The sequence below is a fragment of the Domibacillus enclensis genome (assembly GCF_900156125.1).
GTDB lineage: Bacteria > Bacillota > Bacilli > Bacillales > Domibacillaceae > Domibacillus > Domibacillus enclensis.
The window spans coordinates 240,034-259,619 of the sequence record NZ_FTLX01000002.1; the positions used below are offsets into that span (position 1 = coordinate 240,034).

A 19,586-nucleotide genomic window follows, 5' to 3' on the forward strand; every position below is an offset into this window, starting at 1 on the left:
GCTGATAAAGCTCCCTTTAGTCTTCTATTAAAGGGAGTTTCTTTCGTTGCACAGGAGATTCTGCCGTATGTGAAAGGGGATAAAAATAGTGAAAATTAACGAGGCATATGGCTTCCGTTTTTCGCAGACGTTAAATCAGTCGTTTCATGAGCTTTTTGCCGTAGGGCATCAGCGGGTTATGCAGGCTGAGGAATATAAGTGGGACGGAATGAAGCGGGGGGACGGACCGCTGCTGCTTTTTCAGTATACGTTGTCTGGCAAGGGGCGTTTTTGGTTTGGTGGAGAGTCGCATGACATGACGGCTGGACGGGCGTTTCTGGCGGAAATACCGAGTGAGCATTTGTACGAGCTGCCGGATGAAAGCGAAGAATGGGAGTTTGTTTTTATTTTGTTTCGCCCGCAAAATCTGTCGGTGGAATGGAACGGACTCGTGGAGCGGATGGGCCGTGTGGTGGAGCTGCCTCCTGAAAGCGCGCCGGTTGTTTTGCTGCAGACGATGATTCATTTAGCGCGGAAGGATCACATTCAGGATGGCTTTAAAGGCTCTTATTTGGTGTATCAATTTATGATGGAATTATACAGGTATAACGAAGTGGCGAAAAAGAATCGGCTGTTGTGGGACGACAAGGTTCAGCAGGCTGTTGCTTATATGGAGGACCAGTTCATGACCATTCAAAGCCTTGATGAAATCGCGGCAGCTGTCGGATTGTCCAAGTATTATTTTTCACGCCTTTTTTTGAAGACGACAGGCTCTACACCGATTGAGTATTTATCCAAAATCCGGATTCGCACCTCGATTACGCTTCTGTCGGAAACGGACAGAACCATTGACGACATTGCCCAGGCGGTCGGCTATGCCAATGGAAGTTATTTCATTAAAGTATTTCGCCAGTGGGTGGGGGATTCGCCCGGTGAATTCCGCAGATCGAAAAGCACCATAGCCTTTAACCATTTTACGTTTGATTAACAATAAGAGAGCAATATATTACATGAATGGGCAATAAGCTGTCGTATACGAGCCGTTTAATATGCTTTATGATAAGAACCAATCATAAGAAAGAGAGCAATAGAGCACTGTTTTTTCTTTAGATGAAAATGTATGCGCTATCAATTTTGGGGATGTACTTATTACTGATTGGGGGAAAAAATAATGTCATTTAAGCTAGCATTTATTGGTGCAGGGAGCATTGGCTTTACGCGGGCGCTGCTGCGGGATGTGTTGTCAGTTCCGGAATTTAAAGAGGTAGAAGTGGCGTTTACGGATATTGATGAGCGGAATTTGGAGATGGTGACGGCTCTTTGCCAGCGGGATGTGGATGAAAACGGGCTTCGTATTCGGATTCAATCGACTACAAATCGTCGGGAGGCGCTCGCCGGGGCGAAATATATTTTTAATGTTGTGCGGATCGGTGGATTGGAAGCGTTTCAGCAGGATATTGACATTCCACTGAAGTACGGAGTGGATCAGTGTGTCGGGGATACACTCAGTGCCGGGGGAATTATGTATGGACAGCGTGGAATTGCGGAGATGCTGCGCATTTGCCAGGACATTCGGGAAGTGGCACAGGCGGATTGTCTGCTGCTGAATTACGCGAATCCGATGGCGATGCTGACGTGGGCGTGCAATCAATACGGCGGTGTGAAAACAGTCGGGCTGTGTCACGGAGTTCAGGGCGGCCATAAGCAAATCGCAGAGGTGCTCGGGCTCCAAAAGAAGGAAGTGGATATCGTCTGTGCGGGCATCAACCACCAGACGTGGTACATTCGTGTACAGCACGACGGGGAAGACATGACAGGGAAATTGCTGGAAGCGTTTGAGCAGCATCCCGAGTACAGCCAAACAGAAAAAGTACGCATCGATATGCTGCGCCGCTTTGGCTATTACAGTACGGAATCGAACGGTCATTTAAGCGAATACGTCCCGTGGTACCGGAAGCGGCCTGAGGAAATTAAGGAGTGGATTGATCTCGGTTCGTGGATCAATGGTGAAACGGGAGGGTATTTGCGCGTCTGTACAGAAGGCCGCGACTGGTTTAAAGAAGATTTCCCAAACTGGATGAAAGAGCCGGCGATGGTGTATGGACCGGATGAGCGTGGACAGGAGCACGGATCTTACATTATAGAAGGATTGGAAACCGGCCGAGTGTACAGAGGGCATTTTAATGTCGTGAACAACGGGGTAATTTCGAATTTGCCGGATGATGCTGTAATTGAAGCGCCAGGATATGTGGACCGGAATGGCATCAGCATCCCGGTCGTTGGCGAATTGCCGCTCGGCTGTGCGGCCGTGTGCAACGTGAGCATTTCCGTCCAAAGGCTGTCGGTGGAAGCGGCGGTTCATGGGGATGATCAGCTGCTGCGCCAGGCGATGATGATGGACCCGCTCGTTGGGGCGGTGTGCAATCCGATCGAAATTTGGCAAATGGTCGACGAGCTGCTTGTGGCACAGGCGAAATGGCTGCCGCAGTATGAGGAAGCGATCGAGAAGGCCCGCCACACACGGGCAACGACGGAACAGCGCGTAAGCACAAAAGCGTCCAGCGGCGCGGCACGTCTTCAAGTAAAAGATATCGAGGAACTCAAGCAAAACCGGGAAGAAGCACGGAAAAACGCGAGTGAAGCGGATAAAGCGCAGGAGCGTCCAGCTGGGCGGTGAGCAGCTCCCAGCTATTTTTTGTAAAAAGATATTTCTTCATCCTTTGCAATTCAGTTCTTTAGTGGTAGTATAAAAGTTGTGTTTTACCTAAATTGGCAAACTTCTTGAAAAAGAGGGACGCAAAGCCACGAGTCTAAGGCTGCAAAGCTATGATCGTCGGGTTGCAAATAAACAATAGATCAACGTCTGTTTATTTCACCCCCGCCGTCTGTGGATTGCGGGGCTTTTGCTGTTTGCCGGATACTACAACTAGAAATGGAGAATGAAGAGATGTCAAACGCAAAATACAGCATTAAGGTGAATCGGATCAAGAAGGTAGTGGAAATGATGGTCGGTGAATCGTTTACCGATGAAGATGTGAAAAACTTCGTCAACGATTACTTGAAGAACATGTCTTCCATTGATACGAGCGCGTATACGTTAGAAGTCGACTGCACGACGATGAAGGTCGTTGAGGCGAAGATGGCGCCGAAATTAGAGGCTTCTTTTAACATGTACAAAGAGTCAGGATTCAATAAGGTCATTTTTCAAATCAGCAAAAACACGGTATTGAAAATGCAGCTGAACCGCATTGCCAGAGGCGCGGGTCTGACAAATTCGGAAGTAGTGGAAGTTGCTTGAGCAGCGGAAAGAAGCCGATGATTCAGATTAAAGCGGTTGATCTTTATCATCCGGAGCAGTCAAAAGACAATGCCTTTTATGTCGACCACTTTCAAAAGCAAGGAAAGGACATTGGGCGTTTTTTGGAGCAGATGGGGCGGAAAAGCCGTTATATTATTGACAACGATCACGAAAACGGCCTGACGATGGGGATTGAAGCATCGAAGCGGGTGCTTCAAAAAGCCGGTGTGAACGGACAAGACATCGATATGATTGTGTTTTCTACACAGGTGCCTGAAACCACGTTTCCATCGAATGCGCTTTTTTTACACGATGCGATTGGGGCACCGAGCCACGCCATGGTGATGGATTCAAACGCAAACTGCGCGGGCATGACACTGGCGGTGGAGCAGGCTGTTCGGACGATGCAGGCGAATCCAGCCATTGGCAGAGCGTTGATTGTTGGTTCAGACTACAACTCGTTAATTGCGAATCCGGCTGAAGCAATTACCTACGCCAATTACGGAGACGCGGCCGCCGCTGTTTTGCTGGAGGCGACAGAAGGAGAAACCGGCTTTATCGATGCACACTATTTCACCGATTCGGTCAACCGGGATAAAATTATGTATCCGGAAAAAGGGTTGTCGCATGCTGTCCGCGGTCAGTCAGACAGCGCATATATTCAATGGCTGCCGTTTGACGGCCATATCGCCATGCCGCCTACATACGAGCTGATTGAGACGCTGTTAACGAGAAATAATCTGACCAGCCGCGACATCAAAGCGTTTTGTTTGTCACAGTTTTCGCTCGGGAACATCGTGAAGATCCAAGATCACTTTCAGCTTCAGGACGATCAAATTGTGTACGTTGGCGACCGGTTCGGCTACACCGGCACGAGCAGCCCGTTTATTGCGCTGCATGAGGGAGTCGAATCGGGCCGAATCCAGCGCGGCGATCACGTTTTGTTCTGGACCATTGGTGCCGGGTATCAGCTGGCGGCGATGCTTTTTACGTATTGACTACAGGTAATGGCAAGCAAGATGAACAGGGAGCGAATCGGCTTCCTGTTTTTTTGTGATCAGAAATAGATTTCATCGAACAACAGCCTTTTATTTTATGGGTATAAATGTATTTTGGTAATCATTTTGGTGGATTATCCATTAGGATGGTTATTATACAGTGTTTTTAATTATCTTACTATTCTGAAATAGTTAAAAATAATATAGTAAAGATTTATTTATTATGATTTAATTAGGATAAAAGACGGATAGAGAGGAATTGAGATATGAATCGAAAGTTATCGAGGGGGTTCTCCCTTGCTGCTTCTTTAGCACTTGTTTTGTCCTTGGTGCCATCTGCTTCTGCATCGACGACACCAGCGGTTGAGTATGTGGTTGGGGAGCCAGCTGTTGCAGTGGCGCCGGATGCTGCTTTTTCAAGTGGAAAAACGTATACCGGAAGCCACGTATCCTTTAGCATCGGGAATGCAGATGCGGGTGATACGTTGTCTATGGCTAGTGATGAGCAGGCGAGTATAGAGGCAGACAAGATCTCGGTTGTAGGGTCCAAAGTATATATCGGAACTGGCACGGAAGCGGTTCAAATTGGTTCAGTGAACGACACGCAAAATGGACAGACCGGCAAAAGTCTGGTCATTGATTTTGCTTCTCCCTTAGCGAATGGGAGCTTTGAAGAAAGTACGGCTGGTACGGATCAAGTACCGGGCTGGACGGTGAATAAGAATGCTGTCCTTCTAGGGGATTTAGCAGTGAAAACGCAGGGGAGGCCGGTCATTAGCTCGGGTAGTTTGGCTCCTTTTACGGTGACCGGACAGGACTATAGTTTTCAATCTGATAAAGCTTATCGGACTGGATCACAGGCGTATGAAGCAATGGAAGGGTCACTAAATTCGACATACACAACGTTTAATTCAGCTATAGAAAAAAATGGAACGTCTAATGTGTTGCGTCTTTGGTTCTCTGGAAGGCTTGATTCTGTCAATCCAGTAAATGGAACAGGTCAGATGGTATACCAGTCTGCTTTCGGACCAGAGGCGTGGAGTGATTCGTTTACAGCGAAGCAGGGAGATCAAATTTCCCTGGACTGGCGAGCAGCGAATGGCGGAGATGACTACGAAGTATATGGATTCTTATATAATGTGGAAACGGAAAAGTATACAGAGATTTTATACGGACGTGGAAGAACGCAAAACTGGAAGACATCTTCAGGTGAAGTGCCGGAAGATGGAACGTATAAATTCCGCTTTGTCGCAGGGTCATATGATGCCACCGGCGGAAAAGCGCTTGGTGCCTCTCTCTACCTTGATAACATCCGAGTCATTTCGGGCCAGCATGAAGCAACGGATGCCATTATTCAGCAGGTCATTCAGAAGGTGACGTTTGAAAACAATCGGGCAGGTGCTGGCGGCACACGAACACTAACGATTAACGCGGTTGCTTCTGATCAAACAGCATCCAGCTCAACGGTTGCACTGAATGTATATGACCTGTATAAAGTCCTTTATGATGGGAATGGCGCCACGAGTGGAACGGCGCCATCTGATGCAGGAAAGTATCAAACGGCTCAAAAAGCATCGGTTCTGGCCAATAGTGATTTAACAAAAAACGGCCATGCTTTTACCGGCTGGAATACGGTGGCTGACGGAAGCGGAACAGCTTATAAGGAAGACGATGAAATGCTGATCAGCAGCAAACACGTCACACTTTATGCCCAGTGGAAGCGCAATGAGTACAATGTATATTTTGATGCGGCAGGCGGCACATCGGTCGAGTATCAAACGGTGCTGTATGAGGATCAAGCTGTGAAGCCTCAAAACCCGGAAAAAACAGGCTATACGTTTAGCGGCTGGTTTGAAGATAGTACGTTAACCGATGAGTGGAACTTCGTGTCGGATTCCGTGATGGACGAGACTACACTTTATGCGAAATGGACCGCAAACCCGCAGACGATTCAGTTTGACACAGACGGCGGCTCGGCCGTTTCAGATTTAACAGTGGATTATGACGCGAAAATTACTCAGCCGGATGCTCCGACAAAAGCGGGCCATACGTTTAAAGGATGGCAGTTTGAAGGCTCGGCATGGGATTTTGACAAGGGCGTTGTAAAAGGGGATATGACCCTGACAGCGAAGTGGGAAATTAACGAATACACACTTTCCTTTAACTCAAATGAAGGCTCGGCTGTTGAGAACCAGAACGTTATTTACAATGAAAAGGGCGCAAAGCCAGCTGTTCCAGAGAAAACGGGCTACACATTCAGCGGCTGGTTCACGGAGCAGTCGTTTGAAAACAAGTGGAACTTTGAAGAAATGGCGGTTGTGAAAGACACGACGCTTTATGCTAAATGGGAAGCCATTCCGTACGAAGTCACGTTTGAATCCAGCGGTGGTTCGTCCGTAGAGTCAGCGACTGTTTTGTACGATCAGCTGATCACAGCGCCGGCTGCACCGGAACGGACAGGTTACACATTTGCCGGTTGGCACAAAGGTGAAGCAGCATGGAATTTTGATCAGGATCTGATGACCGGCGATGTGACGCTTCATGCGAAATGGACCGCAAACTCGCAGACGATTCAGTTTGACACAGACGGCGGCTCGGCTGTTTCAGATTTAACAGTGGATTATGACGAGAAAATTACTCAGCCGGCTGATCCGACAAAAGTGGGCCATACGTTTAAAGGATGGCTATTTGAAGGCTCAGTGTGGGATTTTGAGGGGAATATTGTAAAAGGACATATGACGTTAATGGCTGACTGGCAGATCAACAGCTATTCGCTCGAATTTGAGCCGAACGGCGGATCTGAAGAAGCGGCTCAAACTGTTGTCTACAATACTCATGCCGCGAAGCCGACCGATCCTGTGAAAACGGGCTATACGTTTGGTGGTTGGTTTACGGATGAAGAGTGGGAAAATGAATGGTCATTTGAGGAAAATGTAATGACAGAGGATACCGTGTTGAAGGCGAAGTGGACCATCAATTCGTATGTGGTGACTTTCCATGCAAACCGGGGTTCTGATGTCGAACCGGCGACCGTTGTTTATCAAGAAAAAGCAGAGAAGCCGTCGAATCCGACGCGTCCGGGCTATTCGTTTGTCGGCTGGTATACAGATGAGCAGCTTCGCTCGGCATATGATTTTGAGGCACCTGTCACAGCAGATACTTCCTTGTACGCACGTTGGTCTTCGAATGCCGTGCCGCTTCCGCCATCGGAGGACATTGTGGTAGATATCATTTCGGACGGCAAGCCGCTTGTGCAGACGCCGGTAAAACGAACAACAAACCCGGATGGAAAAATAACAGACAGTGTGACGTTTACCGCTGAAAAAGCGTCAGAATTTGTCCAAAAACAAGGGGAACGGGCAGGAATAGCTCGAATTGTTATTCCGGATTCAGAAGATAAAGTAGCAGAAACAACAGTGAACGTACCGTCAGCGGCTCTCGACACATTAAAAACGGCAGGCTCCAGTCTGGAGATGGATACGGTAAATGCACGTATTTTAGTGCCATCGGCTTCCATTGCCGCATTTGATCAAAATCTGTATTTCCGTGTTGTCCCGGTAAAAGAAGAAGCGGCGCAGCAGGAAATTGAAGAGCGGGCCAGGCAGGATGAAGCAACTGGAGGAGCGGTCGTGTCTGTTTTAGGCCGCCCTATGACGATTGAAACGAATATGCAGAATCGGCCGGTCACACTGACACTTCCGCTTCCTGTTGAAGCAACAGAGGAAGAGCTGGAAAACTTATCCGTGTTTATCGAGCACAGCAATGGAACGAAGGAAGTTGTGAGCGGAACCGTCGTAGAATGGAAAAATGGCCAAAAAGCGATTCAATTCAGCGTCAATCACTTTTCGACATTTACGATTCTTTCAATGGAAGCAGCAATGCAAGAAGGCACACACGAAGCCTATATTCATGGCTTTAAAGATGGAACCTTCCGTCCTGATGAAACGGTTACCCGTGCTCAGATCGCGGCAATGATCGTCCGCAATCTGGAGATGACGTATAACGGCAAAATATCGTATACCGATACGAAGCAGTCCTTTGCTGTCAAAGAAATCGAAATGGCACGTGAAGCCGGCATCATCCTTGGCTTCTCGGATGGCACGTTTCGCCCGGATCAAGCGGTCACACGCGGACAGGTCGCGGCGATAACGAGCCGTTTTGTGCAAAACATGTGTGGCAGCAGCTCGGATTCCGCGCTTTGTGAAACGGGCACCTCTCTTTCCTTCCCTGATGTAGAGAAGGATTACTGGGCAGCGGAGGCAATTCAGCACGCGGCATCGGTCGGTATTATCAGCGGCTTTGGCAACGGACCCTTCCGGCCGGAACAGCCAATCACCCGTGCGCAGGCAGTGGTCATGCTGAACCGCTTGTTTGAAAGAGGGCCGCTTAACGGTGTGGAGAAGCCGTCATTTAAGGATGTCCCGACAAGCCACTGGGCATTTGGGCAAGTCGAAGAAGGCGCAACGACACATAGCTACACGATTGATGAGCAAGGAAATGAATGGGTTCAATAAAAGCAAAACAGAAGAGGCTGAGGTATAGCAATGAGATTAGCCTTTGAATCCGAACGCGAAGTTCTGCAGAAGCTGCTCGAACTATTGTTTGCGCAAGCGCAGTCACTGACCGATTTACCATCAAGAAGAGTTCATAAGAAAGCCAGACGATGTTCGTTTGGCTTTTTCTTCTATCCAAAATCTTTTGTCCCAAGCTTTTTCGTGGATTGGAGGATGCATTTTAGCGGAGTATTTAAGATGAGGCTGAATAGTGTTTGAATAAAGAAAAACGCCAAATACAGATGGTGGTTGGGTTCTTTTTTCGAACTTGTTTGTTGCACGGGCGGAGGTGGGGTTGCACAGTTTTATGGAAAGTTGCACAGGCGGGGGTGGGTTGCACAGTTTTGAGGAAAGCCGCACGGACGGGGCGGAGTTGCACGGTTTTGCAGAAAGTTGCACGGGCGGGGCGGGGTTGCACGGTTTTGTGGAAAGTTGCACGGACGGGGCGGAGTTGCACAGTTTTGAGGAAAGCTGCACGGACGGAGGCGGTTTGCACGGTTTTGTGGAAAGTTGCACGGACGGGACGGAGTTGCACGGTTTTGCAGAAAGTTGCACGGACGGAGGAGGAACTGCACGGTTTTGCTTCATAAAATACAACATACTGAAAGAAACATATCACACGGATATGTTTCTTTTTTATATTCTATAAAAAGGAAGATGCTGTATAGTTTGGTTGTTCCATATCAAACCAGATCATAGGTAGATGGTTGTGATCAACCTGACTGGTAAAAGCATGGGTTTTTACAATGGTTTAACACGTAACTCTTATATAAATGTATCATTTAATTAAATGGAAAAAAGTTTATAATTCTTTTGGCACGGGTACAATATAATAGATATTTTATTATTTTTTAGTATTTTAATAGTGATACGGGTATTAATATGTAGTATAATATGGAATATCGTATAGTATTTCATGAGAAAAACAGATAATTTAGCGGAAATTGTCTTGGGAGGGAATAGGACGTTGTGAACGATGTGTTTGATGAAAAAAAAGCAATTGAAATTCGGCTGCGCCAGGTGAAGGAAACGGAAAGACGGTTACTAAATGAATTAAAAGCGGAACGGGAGGCTCTTCTGAAAAGGCTGGAGGATCTGGAGAATTCGGTCGGACGAAAACCGGAGCTGCCTACGAAAACAAGACGTTTAAATGCAAGTGCCGGCGGAGTGCGGGAGCTGGCGGTTGCTTATTTAAAAGAACGGAAGGTGCCTGTTCGTGCCGTTGAAATCCAGCGGTTTGTGGAACAGGAAACCGGGAAGAAGATTTCAAACATGAGTGCTTTTATGAGTGCGCTTGAACCCGAGTTTACCCGTGTTCAAAAACTGGGAAGAGGCTTGTATATTTACGAATACGGCATGGATTAAGAGGTTGATGAATGGAAGATTAAGCAGGACCGCTTGGGGGATAAGCGGTTTTTTTGCGTTGGAGCAGCTAGAATTAGGAAATGCTCATACTTTTTAGGAGAAAGAAAGGGATTTAAAGGGAATGAAAAATAAAGTATAATAGACATATGAAAATGTTCACTGCTATAAAGTTGTTTTTATTTTTCGGAATATTCTTTATACGTGGCATTTGAAGGAGAGGAGGTGAAAAGATGATTCCACCTAGACCGATTATTAGCAAACCGGATAAAGGAAGCGGTTTTGGAAGATAAGGAGAAGCTGGCTTCGGCCAGTTTTTTTGCGTAAAAAGGGGGGAGTAGAGTTGAATTCAATGGAAAGAAAGCTTGATGCATATGCAGAACTTGTCGTGCGGACCGGCGTGAATCTGCAGAGCGGGCAGACTCTTTTTATCCAGTCCTCGATCACAGCGGCGGATTTTGTGCACCGGGTGATGCGATTTGCTTATCAGGCAGGCGCCTCATATGTTCATGTGGACTGGCAGGACGAAACAGGGACGCGCATCTGGTACGAAATGGCGCCTGAGGAAGAGCTGGCAAAACGACCGGATTGGATGGTCCGTGTGTACAATCAACTGCTCGATCAGAATGCGGCTTTTTTATACGTATTATCCCCTTTTCTGGAGGATATGGACGGTATTGCGCCAAACCGGCTCGATTTGGGATCAGATGCACTTTATGCGGCAACGGCGGACGTGACAAACCGTTTAATGAACAATGAGGCGAGCTGGACGGTTATGGCGGTTGCAACAAAGCCGTGGGCGGATAAAGTGTTTCCGGAAATAGCGGAGGACAAAAGGGTGGAAAGGCTGTGGGAGACCCTTTTTGACGTACTTGGATTGAACCAGGAGAATCCTCTGACTGTATGGGAGAAACGCATGAAAGCATTAGCTGAAAAAGCGGCGCAGCTGAATAAAGAAAGCTTTCGATTTTTACATTATAAGGGTCCTGGTATTGACCTGGCTGTTGAGCTGCCGGTCTCCCACCGCTGGCTGAGCGGACGGCTGGAAAACAAACAGGGGGTTTTCTTTACAGGAAACCTTCCGACAGAGGAACTGTACACGACGCCGCTGAAAAGGGGAGTGAACGGTTTTTTTAAAGGCACAAAGCCATTTACTTTTGAAGGAAACGTGGTAACGGACTTTTCGCTGACCTTCAAAAACGGAGAGGTTGTAGAAATCGAATCCATGGATGGAGCGGATGAACTGCGTCGGATGCTTCAGTTTGATGAAGGAGCTCGTTTCGCCGGTGAAGTGGCTCTTGTTCCGGTTCATTCCCCAGTGGCAAGGAGTGGCCGGCTTTTTTATCAGCCTTTATTGGATGAAAATGCGTCCTGCCACATTGCGCTCGGGCATGCGTACAGCTCAGCACTGGCTGCTGGACAGGAATTGACTGCACAGGAGCGCGAGGAGGCGGGGATTAATTCAAGCGGTGTTCATTACGATTTGATGATTGGTTCCGAAACGTTATTTGTGACAGGTGAAAGATGGGATGGAACGATGGTGCCGATTTTTGAAAAAGGGGATTGGGCAAACACGTTTAAAGGAGAAGATGAACGATGAAAATGATTCCTTGCCAAACGGAAGGACAGCTGGAAGCGTTTGTGCTGTTCTTTTTTGAAAACCGGTCCTCATTTGCCGGCGGCTTTACGGTGATGGAGGCGGTCGGCAGCTTATCAGTGCTGCTTGCTGAAACGGAAACGGTGCTGTTTTACCATCGGGATGGTGAACTGCTCGGCGCCTTGAATTATACATACGGTACGCGCGAACACGACTTTAACGATCGGGACGTCCTGTTTATTGATAGTGCGCTTATAAAAGAAAAATTCCGGAATACTCGTTCATTTGTTCAGGGCTTTCGGGAATTTTTACGTTCCGCAGCTGAGGATAATCCACTCATAAAAGAAGTGCAGTTTCACGCATACCGGCATGATGTTCGGGTGCATCGGCTTTATCAAAAGCTGTCTACTGTCGTGGAAACACACGAAGATGAAATAGGAGAGAAAGATGTGTTTTCCAGACCGTTTTCGGATTTAAAGGCGTTTTTGGATTCGTTAAGCTGATTGTCTTAAAAAGGAGCTATGCCTTAGGGGGAAGTCCCGAACGTCCTTCGCCTGTTAAGCTGTGAACCCACAGCGCCATTTGCAGCGTCACCGCATCATGAAAGTTTTTCGGATCATAGCCGGCGCTTTCTTTTATTTTATCAAGACGGTACAGCAGCGTGTTGCGGTGGATAAAAAGGTCATCGGCTGTTTTTTGGATGTTCAGGCTGTTCAGGAAAAAGGCGGTTAATGTGTCGGCTTGTTTTTGAACAGCGTCTGTCAGCACCCGTTCGGCAAAACGACGGGCGGCGGCTTTGTCCAGCTGGTGGATCAGTGCTCTCGATTCGACATTGGCGAAGGAAACGAGCGTTAACTGTTCATCACTGATAGCGAGGGACAGGTCGCAGTCGGCATACGCCTGCTTGCATTCGTCCAGTTCCGTGAAGGCATTGCTGTAAACGATGCGGTTGTTCAGGTGCAGATGCTTGCACGCTGATTGAATCTGCCGGAGAACGTCAAGGAATTGCGGCTCGCTTTCGGTCGATGTCAGCAAGGCAAGACGGTGTGTATGCGTAAAGCCGGAAAACCCGGTCCCGCGCTTTAACGGGCTTTCAATTGCTTGAATAACGGCTTGATTCGGGGCTGTCCGGTCCGGGGCAAGCTGAATCAGAGCCAGTCGAAGCGGTGACTGCAGCTCGACATTCAGTAAATCCAGCCCTCTGTATATGTGATCGTACGAAGGCTCTTTTTGAAGCAGCTCCTCGATAATCATTTCCTTTGTCCGCTGGGTCCATTCGCTTTGCGAGGCGAGATATTCCTGCTTCATCATCAGCTCAGTCGTCATTTTCACGAGGCCGCCGATATCATTCATTTCTCCGGGATCGCCTGTCACGCCGATGACGCCGACAATGCTTTCTTGAAACACGATCGGCAGATTGATGCCGGGCTGTGAGCCTTCGAAAATTCCGCTTTCTTTTTCATGAATCAAAAACGGCTGGCCGGTTTCAATGACCTGTCTAGCTCCCTCATGCACCGTATCAATCCGCGATTCATCACAGGACGCGATAATGACCCCTTCGTTATTCATAATATTTACGTTCCGGCTGAGCCGGAGCGACGTTTCCCTCACAATCTCTCCGGCAAGTGTCTTCGTTAGCATGAATCCGGCTCCTTTTAGTTGATTTAACTGAAAATAAGACAAAATAGATTGAATTTTTCATATAGTATATCTAAAGACAGACGGTGTCAAGATTTCTTATAATAGATATTGAAATCGCTTACAAAAAAGAATTTGATTGAGAAGGGAGGGGAAGGAATGAAAATTATTGCAGCACCCGATTCTTTTAAAGGAAGCTTGAGCGCGGTACAGGCGGCCGATGCGATGCGCAGAGGGATCGAGGCGGCATTTCCGGAGGCGGAGGTCGTGATGGTTCCTTCCGCTGATGGAGGAGAAGGGACGCTTGATACGCTCGTTTCGTCGAATAACGGCAGGAAAAAAGCCGTGACGGTCACGGGGCCGCTTGGCGCTCCGGTAGAAGCTGAATATGGCATTCTTGAAGATTCCGGAACGTGCATTATTGAGATGGCGTCGGCCTCGGGACTGGAGCTGATTCCAAAAGCGGACCTGAACCCGCTCAAGGCAACAACGTATGGAACAGGCGAGCTGGTCAAACGGGCGCTCGATGATGGCTATACGACATTTATTCTCGCGATTGGCGGCTCAGCGACAAATGATGGCGGCGCGGGCATGCTGCAGGCGCTTGGCATGCGTCTTTTGGATGAACACGGAGAGGATATTTCATTTGGCGGCGGTGAATTGAAAAACATTCAGCGGATCGACCTTTCTTCCTTTGATCCGCGTATTGCCGCAAGTACATTTGTCATTGCGTCCGATGTGGAAAATCCGCTTGTTGGACCGGATGGTGCTTCATACGTATTCGGGCCGCAAAAAGGAGCGGACTTTCGTATGGTGCAGGAGCTGGATGGGCAGCTGCATCATTTTGCGGATAAAGCAGCGGAGGCGACGGGCATCAAGCTGCATCATCGCCCGGGTGCCGGTGCGGCAGGTGGGCTTGGCGGCGCCTTTCAAGCTTTTTTTCCGAGCCGGATGGAACGAGGCGTTGACATTGTCCTTTCTTACCAGCAGTTTTCAGCCCATTTGCAGGGAGCCGATCTTGTGCTGACGGGAGAAGGACGGGTCGATGCGCAGACCGCTTCGGGGAAAACAGCGATGGGCATTGCTCAGGCGGCGAAAAAGGAGGGAGTGCCAACGATCATCATCGCCGGCTCTGTAGGGGATGGAGCCGAGGCGCTGTATGAGCATGGCGTTGTCAGTGTGAACAGCATCATGAACCGTCCGATGTCACTTGAGGAAGCGATACGGGATGCGGAAGGGCTGCTTCAGTGGAGTGCAGAACAAGTCGTCAGGTCTTATTTTCATAAAGGGGTACGAAAACAAAAGGGGGTTTTCTGAGATGAAAATTAAGCAGGCAGTTGAACGTGTACCGGGTGGATTAATGGTGGTCCCGCTTCTGTTAGGGGCGTTATTGAATACGATTGACCAAATGCATATTCCGGGTCTGATGAATATGCTCAAAGGGCTTGGGGTGCCGGAGACAGAAGAAGGCTACTATGAATTTCTGAGGATTGGCGGCTTTTCGCAGGAGCTGTTTAAGGACGGGGCGCTTGTGTTAATTGCGCTGTTCCTGTTTTGTGCAGGGAGCCAGATGAATTTGCGCGTTGGCGGCCGGGCCTTGAAAAAAGGTGTTTTGCTCATTTCCTCGAAATATTTAACGGGTCTTGCGGTCGGTCTGGCGTTCGGCTATTTCTTTGATCCGATGAGCGGCATTCTCGGTCTTTCGACGCTGGCAATTATTGCGGCGATGACGAATGGAAACGGCGGGATGTATGCGGCTTTGACCGGGCAGTACGGCAACCGGTCGGATGTCGGCGGCGTGGCGATTCTGTCATTGAACGACGGACCCTTTTTCACCTTGATGTCATTGGGCCTTCTCGGTTCGAGCTTTCCGGTGATTTCGTTTGTTGCGGTGCTGCTGCCGATCGGGATTGGCATGCTGCTTGGAAACTTAGATAAAGACATTCGCGAGTTTTTACGACCGGGTGAGATTTTGCCCGTCCCGTTTTTCGCCTTTGCACTTGGCGCCGGTATGAACCTGGCGAATTTCTTTAACCCTTCTGTTGTGGCAGCAGGTTTGACCATTGGCTTGTTGACAGTGTTCTTAACAGGCAGTGTGGGGATTTTGGTGTTTAAGCTGTTTAAAGAAAAAAGCTATATTGCGCCTGTGGCTGAGGCATCCACTGCCGGAAACGCGGCCGCCACACCAGCAGCTGTTGCAGCGGCTGCTTCGGTATCGGCTGGTGCGGGGATGATGACACAGGCGGATGCGGCGGCCTTTCAAAACATTGCCAACATTGCTACCGCCCAAATCTCCATCGCGACATTGACGACGGCGATTCTTTGTCCGGTCGCGGTGATTATGGTCGACCGCTACCAGCGTAAAAAAGGAATTAACGGCAAACGGGAAGACTTGAAAATGGAAACGGATTCAAAAGCAGAGGAGAAGCAGGCAGAGTCACTGGCGAATTGATGTACAGCTAGCTAGCTGATGGTTACGGCGCAATTACAGGAAATACGGCGCAATTCCGGCGATGTTGGCGCAATTCTACGGAGGACGGCGCAATTAAAGTGGAATTGCGCCGTATCAGAAATAATTGCGCCATAACCGGATTTATTGCGCCTTATTCAACATAATTGCGCCAAAAATCGAGTGTTTTAAAGGATGTGGACAGGTTGGAGGCAACTCTTTTATATGGAAAGCAAGGATTAACGATTCAGGTGCCGGACGATTCGTATGTGGTGGAGCCAGCGCATTTGCCGGGGGTTCCGGATGAGCATGAAGCTTTGCTGCAGGCGCTGCGTAAGCCAATAGGATGCGCACCGCTGAAGGACATGGTGGCGGAGGATCAAACGGTGGCGATTGTGATCAGTGATATTACGAGGCCGACGCCGAATCATAAGCTGGTGCCGGCTCTTATTGAAGAGCTGAATCACGTGCCGCTCGAAAATTTTGTCATTATTAATGGCACAGGGACGCACCGTGATCAAACGAGAGAAGAGTTTATCGGCATGCTTGGGGAATGGGTGGTCGACAACATTCGAATTGTGAACAATCAATGCCACAACGAGGACGCGCTTGTGAAGATTGGGGAAAGCCGGTTTGGGTGTGATGTTTATTTGAATAAAGACTATGTGGAAGCGGACATTCGCATTGTGACGGGCTTTATTGAGCCGCATTTTTTCGCTGGCTTTTCAGGTGGTCCTAAAGGGATCATGCCAGGCATTGCCGGCATTGAAACGATTATGACGTTTCATAATGCACGCATGATTGGCGATGCCCGCTCGACGTGGGGCAATATGGGGGATAATCCGGTACAGCAAATGACGCGTGAAATTAACGCGATGTGCAAGCCGGACTTTATGCTGAATGTGACGCTGAATGGCGACAAGGCCATCACAGCTGTTTTTGCCGGCGAATTGTATGAAGCGCACGACAGGGGCTGTGAATTCGTGAAGGAACATGCGATGAGCCGGTGTGAGAAACGCTTCGATGTGGTGGTTACCTCCAATGCAGGCTATCCGCTTGATCAAAATTTATATCAGGCCGTGAAGGGGATGAGCGCCGCGCACAAAATTGTCAAAAAAGGCGGCACGATTGTCATTGCGTCTGAATGTGCGGACGGGCTGCCGGACCACGGCAACTATTCGAAAATTTTCGAGATGGCGGATTCGCCTCAGCATCTGCTGGATATGATCAATGATCCTGACTTTAAAATGTTTGACCAGTGGCAGGTGCAAAAACAGGCGGTTACGCAAGTGTGGGCGGATGTGCACGTATATTCAACGCTTTCTGATGAGCAGGTGACCGGCGCGATGCTGACACCGGTGCACGATATGAGCGAAACACTCCGCCGTCTTCGTGAAAAATACAGGGAAGGCATGTCGGTCGCTGTGCTGCCGCTCGGTCCGCTGACCATCCCGTATGTGGATGAGTAAGATGCGCTCGATCCTGATGATAGCAGACGATTTGACAGGTGCATGTGATGCCGGCATTCAGTTTGCGAATGGAGGGATCAGGTCGGTTGTACTGTTTGATCCTTCCCGTTTTCAGAACCAAAAGATAGATGCGGTAGTGCTGGATACAGCAAGCCGGGCGATGGCACCGGATGGAGCATACGAAGCTGTTAGCCGGCAAATGGCGCACATGAAGACCGCGTCATTTGACCTTGTGTATAAAAAAATGGACTCCACTCTTCGGGGCAATATTGGCTCAGAGCTGGACGCCATTATGGATCAGCTGAAGCTGGAGCAGGCGGTTGTCGCTCCAGCGCTGCCGGCGTTAAACCGGGTGACAAAACAGGGCGTGCATTACTGGAACGGTGTGAAAATCGCGGAGACAGAAATGGGCCGCGATCCTAAAACGCCTGTGACAGAATCGGATCTTGTCAGGCTGCTGTCCGGGCAGTCCAGGCGAAAAGCGGGATTAATTGATCTCGCTGTTGTTCGCGGCAGCAGGGAAGCGTTTCGAGCGCACGTTTTTCGGTTAATGGAAGAAGGCTGCGGGCTGTTTGTCTGTGATGCAGAGACACCGGCTGATTTAGTTCGGATAACGGACGGGTTTTCCGATTGGGCCGCACCTTTGCTGTGGGCCGGTTCAGCTGGACTGGCCGAGCAGCTCGTCCCGAATCAACGGGTGAACACAAAGCCCGGTCATGTGTTAAAGCCAGCAGGACCTGTGCTTCTCGTATGCGGAAGCCGGTCGGCGCTGACGAAAACACAGGTGCAGCAGGTTAAACAGAAATGCGGCGCGGCTGAGACTGCTCTTCAGCCAGACCAGCTGCTCCATCCGGCTGAACGGAAAAAGGAAATTGCTCGATGTGTGGACGAGCTCAAGCGAAACATTGCGAATGGACAGGATGCCGTTTTGGCCGTTGGGGAAACGGTGGAAGCCGAACATCAACTTCCTGAGCGGATTGAAGAAGCGATTGGACAGGTGGCGGCGCAGGTGATTCATGCGTGCGGAATCAAAAGGGTGATCCTGACCGGCGGTGATACGGCCAAAGCGGTTGCGCTGCAAATGGGTGCAGAAGGAATGGACTTGATCCGCGAGATTGAGCCGGGCATTCCGCTTGCCCGAATGCTTGGGTTGCCTCAGCTGACAGCTGTCACAAAGGCGGGTGCCTTTGGCGGCCCGGACTCTCTTTGCCAGGCAGTAGCTATATTGAAAGGACAGATGAAATGAAACCAATTATCGCTATTACGATGGGAGATGCAGCAGGTGTCGGACCGGAAATTATTGTGAAAGCGCTCGGGCACCAGGCTGTGTACGATCAATGCCGTCCGCTTGTTGTTGGAGATGGACAGATTATGAAACGGGCACTGGCGTTTGCACAGTCGGACCTGACAATTCGCTCCATTTCCGAAGTAGGGGAGGCGGCGTTTGAAAAAGGAACGGTTGATGTGCTGGATTTAGCGTTGCTGCAGGAGGATTTGCCTGTAGGAGCTGTGTCCGAAGAAGCCGGCAACGCCGCGTTTCTTTTTTTGAAAAAAGCGATTGAGCTGGCCAATGAAGCGAAGATTGATGCGATTTGTACGGCGCCGCTGAATAAGGAAGCCTTGCATTTAGCGGGGCACAACTATCCGGGGCATACGGAAATATTGGCTGCGCTGACGGACACAGAAGAATATGCGATGATGCTGACGGCGCCAAAGCTGCGGGTGATTCACGTGACGACTCATGTCGGGCTGGTCAAGGCGGTGGAGCTCATTACACCGGAGCGCGTCTACAATGTGATTCAGCTCGCCGATCAAACCTTAAAGAAAGCCGGCATCCGTTCGCCAAAAATCGCCGTATGCGGCATTAATCCGCACGCAGGGGAAAATGGGCTGTTTGGAGATGGGGAAGAAGCTGCTAAAATTGAACCCGCCGTTCAAAAAGCGCAGGAAGAAGGCATCCAGGTGTTTGGTCCGATGCCGGCGGATACGCTTTTTTACCGGGCAGTTCGCGGTGACTTTGATTTAGTTGTGGCGATGTATCACGACCAGGGCCATGCCCCGATCAAAGTGCTCGGGCTTGAAGCGGGTGTGAACATTACCGTCGGGCTCCCGATTATTCGGACGAGCGTCGACCACGGCACCGCATTCGATATTGCCGGAACAGGAAAAGCGGATGAACAAAGCTTAATGGAAGCGATTCGGCAGGGAGCTGAATTAGCTCCGAAACGATGAACAAGAGTAAT

The 19,586-nt window shown here is 49.3% G+C and carries 14 protein-coding genes and 1 riboswitch; of the genes, 13 read left to right on the plus strand and 1 reads right to left on the minus strand.

The window, feature by feature from the left end:
- The first annotated feature begins 88 nt into the window (after positions 1-88).
- The 8 genes from BW952_RS05080 to BW952_RS05125 all read left to right on the plus strand — a co-directional run bounded on the left by BW952_RS05080 (position 89) and on the right by BW952_RS05125 (position 12,290).
- Positions 89-967: an AraC family transcriptional regulator gene (locus BW952_RS05080; RefSeq protein WP_052698428.1), complete on the plus strand. Its 879-nt coding sequence runs from the start codon at positions 89-91 to the stop codon at positions 965-967.
- Positions 968-1,150: 183 nt separating this feature from the next.
- Positions 1,151-2,656, plus strand: coding sequence for an alpha-glucosidase/alpha-galactosidase (melA, locus tag BW952_RS05085; protein ID WP_045850707.1), 1,506 nt, complete (start codon positions 1,151-1,153; stop codon positions 2,654-2,656).
- An 84-nt stretch (positions 2,657-2,740) separates the two neighbouring features.
- Positions 2,741-2,825, plus strand: a riboswitch (cyclic di-GMP riboswitch).
- Positions 2,826-2,926: 101 nt separating this feature from the next.
- Complete coding sequence (locus BW952_RS05090) at positions 2,927-3,277, plus strand: hypothetical protein (RefSeq protein WP_045850708.1); 351 nt, start codon at positions 2,927-2,929, stop codon at positions 3,275-3,277.
- Positions 3,278-3,294: 17 nt separating this feature from the next.
- Complete coding sequence (locus BW952_RS05095) at positions 3,295-4,275, plus strand: ketoacyl-ACP synthase III (RefSeq protein WP_045850737.1); 981 nt, start codon at positions 3,295-3,297, stop codon at positions 4,273-4,275.
- Positions 4,276-4,541: 266 nt separating this feature from the next.
- Entirely contained in the window at positions 4,542-8,789 is a 4,248-nt protein-coding gene (locus tag BW952_RS05100; RefSeq protein WP_082084590.1) for an InlB B-repeat-containing protein, read from the plus strand.
- A gap of 1,008 nt (positions 8,790-9,797) precedes the next feature.
- A complete protein-coding gene (locus tag BW952_RS05115) occupies positions 9,798-10,193 on the plus strand; it encodes a Rok-like winged helix domain-containing protein (protein ID WP_045850711.1) in 396 nt (131 codons plus the stop codon).
- A gap of 349 nt (positions 10,194-10,542) precedes the next feature.
- A complete protein-coding gene (locus BW952_RS05120; RefSeq protein ID WP_231581380.1) occupies positions 10,543-11,790 on the plus strand; it encodes an aminopeptidase in 1,248 nt (415 codons plus the stop codon).
- A complete protein-coding gene (locus BW952_RS05125; RefSeq protein ID WP_045850713.1) occupies positions 11,787-12,290 on the plus strand; it encodes a hypothetical protein in 504 nt (167 codons plus the stop codon). Before BW952_RS05120 ends, BW952_RS05125 begins: the two co-directional genes overlap by 4 nt.
- 16 nt (positions 12,291-12,306) lie before the next feature.
- Here the strand turns inward: BW952_RS05125 and BW952_RS05130 are convergent, their stop codons facing one another.
- Positions 12,307-13,428: a CdaR family transcriptional regulator gene (locus BW952_RS05130; protein ID WP_045850714.1), complete on the minus strand. Its 1,122-nt coding sequence runs from the start codon at positions 13,426-13,428 to the stop codon at positions 12,307-12,309.
- Between the two features lie 156 nt (positions 13,429-13,584).
- Between BW952_RS05130 and BW952_RS05135 the strand changes: the two genes are divergently transcribed.
- The 5 genes from BW952_RS05135 (at position 13,585) to pdxA (ending at position 19,575) form a co-directional block, all read left to right on the plus strand.
- Positions 13,585-14,742, plus strand: a complete 1,158-nt coding sequence (locus tag BW952_RS05135) for a glycerate kinase family protein (protein WP_045850715.1) — start codon at positions 13,585-13,587, stop codon at positions 14,740-14,742.
- A gap of 1 nt (position 14,743) precedes the next feature.
- Positions 14,744-15,877, plus strand: coding sequence for a 2-keto-3-deoxygluconate permease (locus BW952_RS05140; RefSeq protein WP_045850716.1), 1,134 nt, complete (start codon positions 14,744-14,746; stop codon positions 15,875-15,877).
- A 203-nt stretch (positions 15,878-16,080) separates the two neighbouring features.
- Positions 16,081-17,343, plus strand: coding sequence for a nickel-dependent lactate racemase (gene larA / locus BW952_RS05145; RefSeq protein WP_045850717.1), 1,263 nt, complete (start codon positions 16,081-16,083; stop codon positions 17,341-17,343).
- Between the two features lies 1 nt (position 17,344).
- On the plus strand, positions 17,345-18,589 hold the full coding sequence (locus BW952_RS05150; RefSeq protein WP_045850718.1) for a four-carbon acid sugar kinase family protein: 1,245 nt from the start codon (positions 17,345-17,347) through the stop codon (positions 18,587-18,589).
- The gene (gene pdxA, locus BW952_RS05155; protein ID WP_045850719.1) at positions 18,586-19,575 is read left to right on the plus strand and encodes a 4-hydroxythreonine-4-phosphate dehydrogenase PdxA; all 990 of its coding nucleotides are present in this window, start codon (positions 18,586-18,588) and stop codon (positions 19,573-19,575) included. The genes BW952_RS05150 and pdxA overlap by 4 nt, the downstream gene beginning before the upstream one ends.
- Positions 19,576-19,586 lie beyond the last annotated feature (11 nt).

What these genes read in the sequence shown, in the direction of transcription:
- melA (WP_045850707.1), top strand. Translation starts at nt 1,151, where the DNA reads ATGTCATTTAAGCTAGCATTTATTGGTGCAGGGAGCATTGGCTTTACG.
- BW952_RS05090 (WP_045850708.1), top strand. Translation starts at nt 2,927, where the DNA reads ATGTCAAACGCAAAATACAGCATTAAGGTGAATCGGATCAAGAAGGTA.
- BW952_RS05095 (WP_045850737.1), top strand. Translation starts at nt 3,295, where the DNA reads ATGATTCAGATTAAAGCGGTTGATCTTTATCATCCGGAGCAGTCAAAA.
- BW952_RS05100 (WP_082084590.1), top strand. Translation starts at nt 4,542, where the DNA reads ATGAATCGAAAGTTATCGAGGGGGTTCTCCCTTGCTGCTTCTTTAGCA.
- BW952_RS05120 (WP_231581380.1), top strand. Translation starts at nt 10,543, where the DNA reads ATGGAAAGAAAGCTTGATGCATATGCAGAACTTGTCGTGCGGACCGGC.
- BW952_RS05125 (WP_045850713.1), top strand. Translation starts at nt 11,787, where the DNA reads ATGAAAATGATTCCTTGCCAAACGGAAGGACAGCTGGAAGCGTTTGTG.
- BW952_RS05130 (WP_045850714.1), bottom strand. Translation starts at nt 13,428, where the DNA reads ATGCTAACGAAGACACTTGCCGGAGAGATTGTGAGGGAAACGTCGCTC.
- BW952_RS05135 (WP_045850715.1), top strand. Translation starts at nt 13,585, where the DNA reads ATGAAAATTATTGCAGCACCCGATTCTTTTAAAGGAAGCTTGAGCGCG.
- BW952_RS05140 (WP_045850716.1), top strand. Translation starts at nt 14,744, where the DNA reads ATGAAAATTAAGCAGGCAGTTGAACGTGTACCGGGTGGATTAATGGTG.
- BW952_RS05150 (WP_045850718.1), top strand. Translation starts at nt 17,345, where the DNA reads ATGCGCTCGATCCTGATGATAGCAGACGATTTGACAGGTGCATGTGAT.
- pdxA (WP_045850719.1), top strand. Translation starts at nt 18,586, where the DNA reads ATGAAACCAATTATCGCTATTACGATGGGAGATGCAGCAGGTGTCGGA.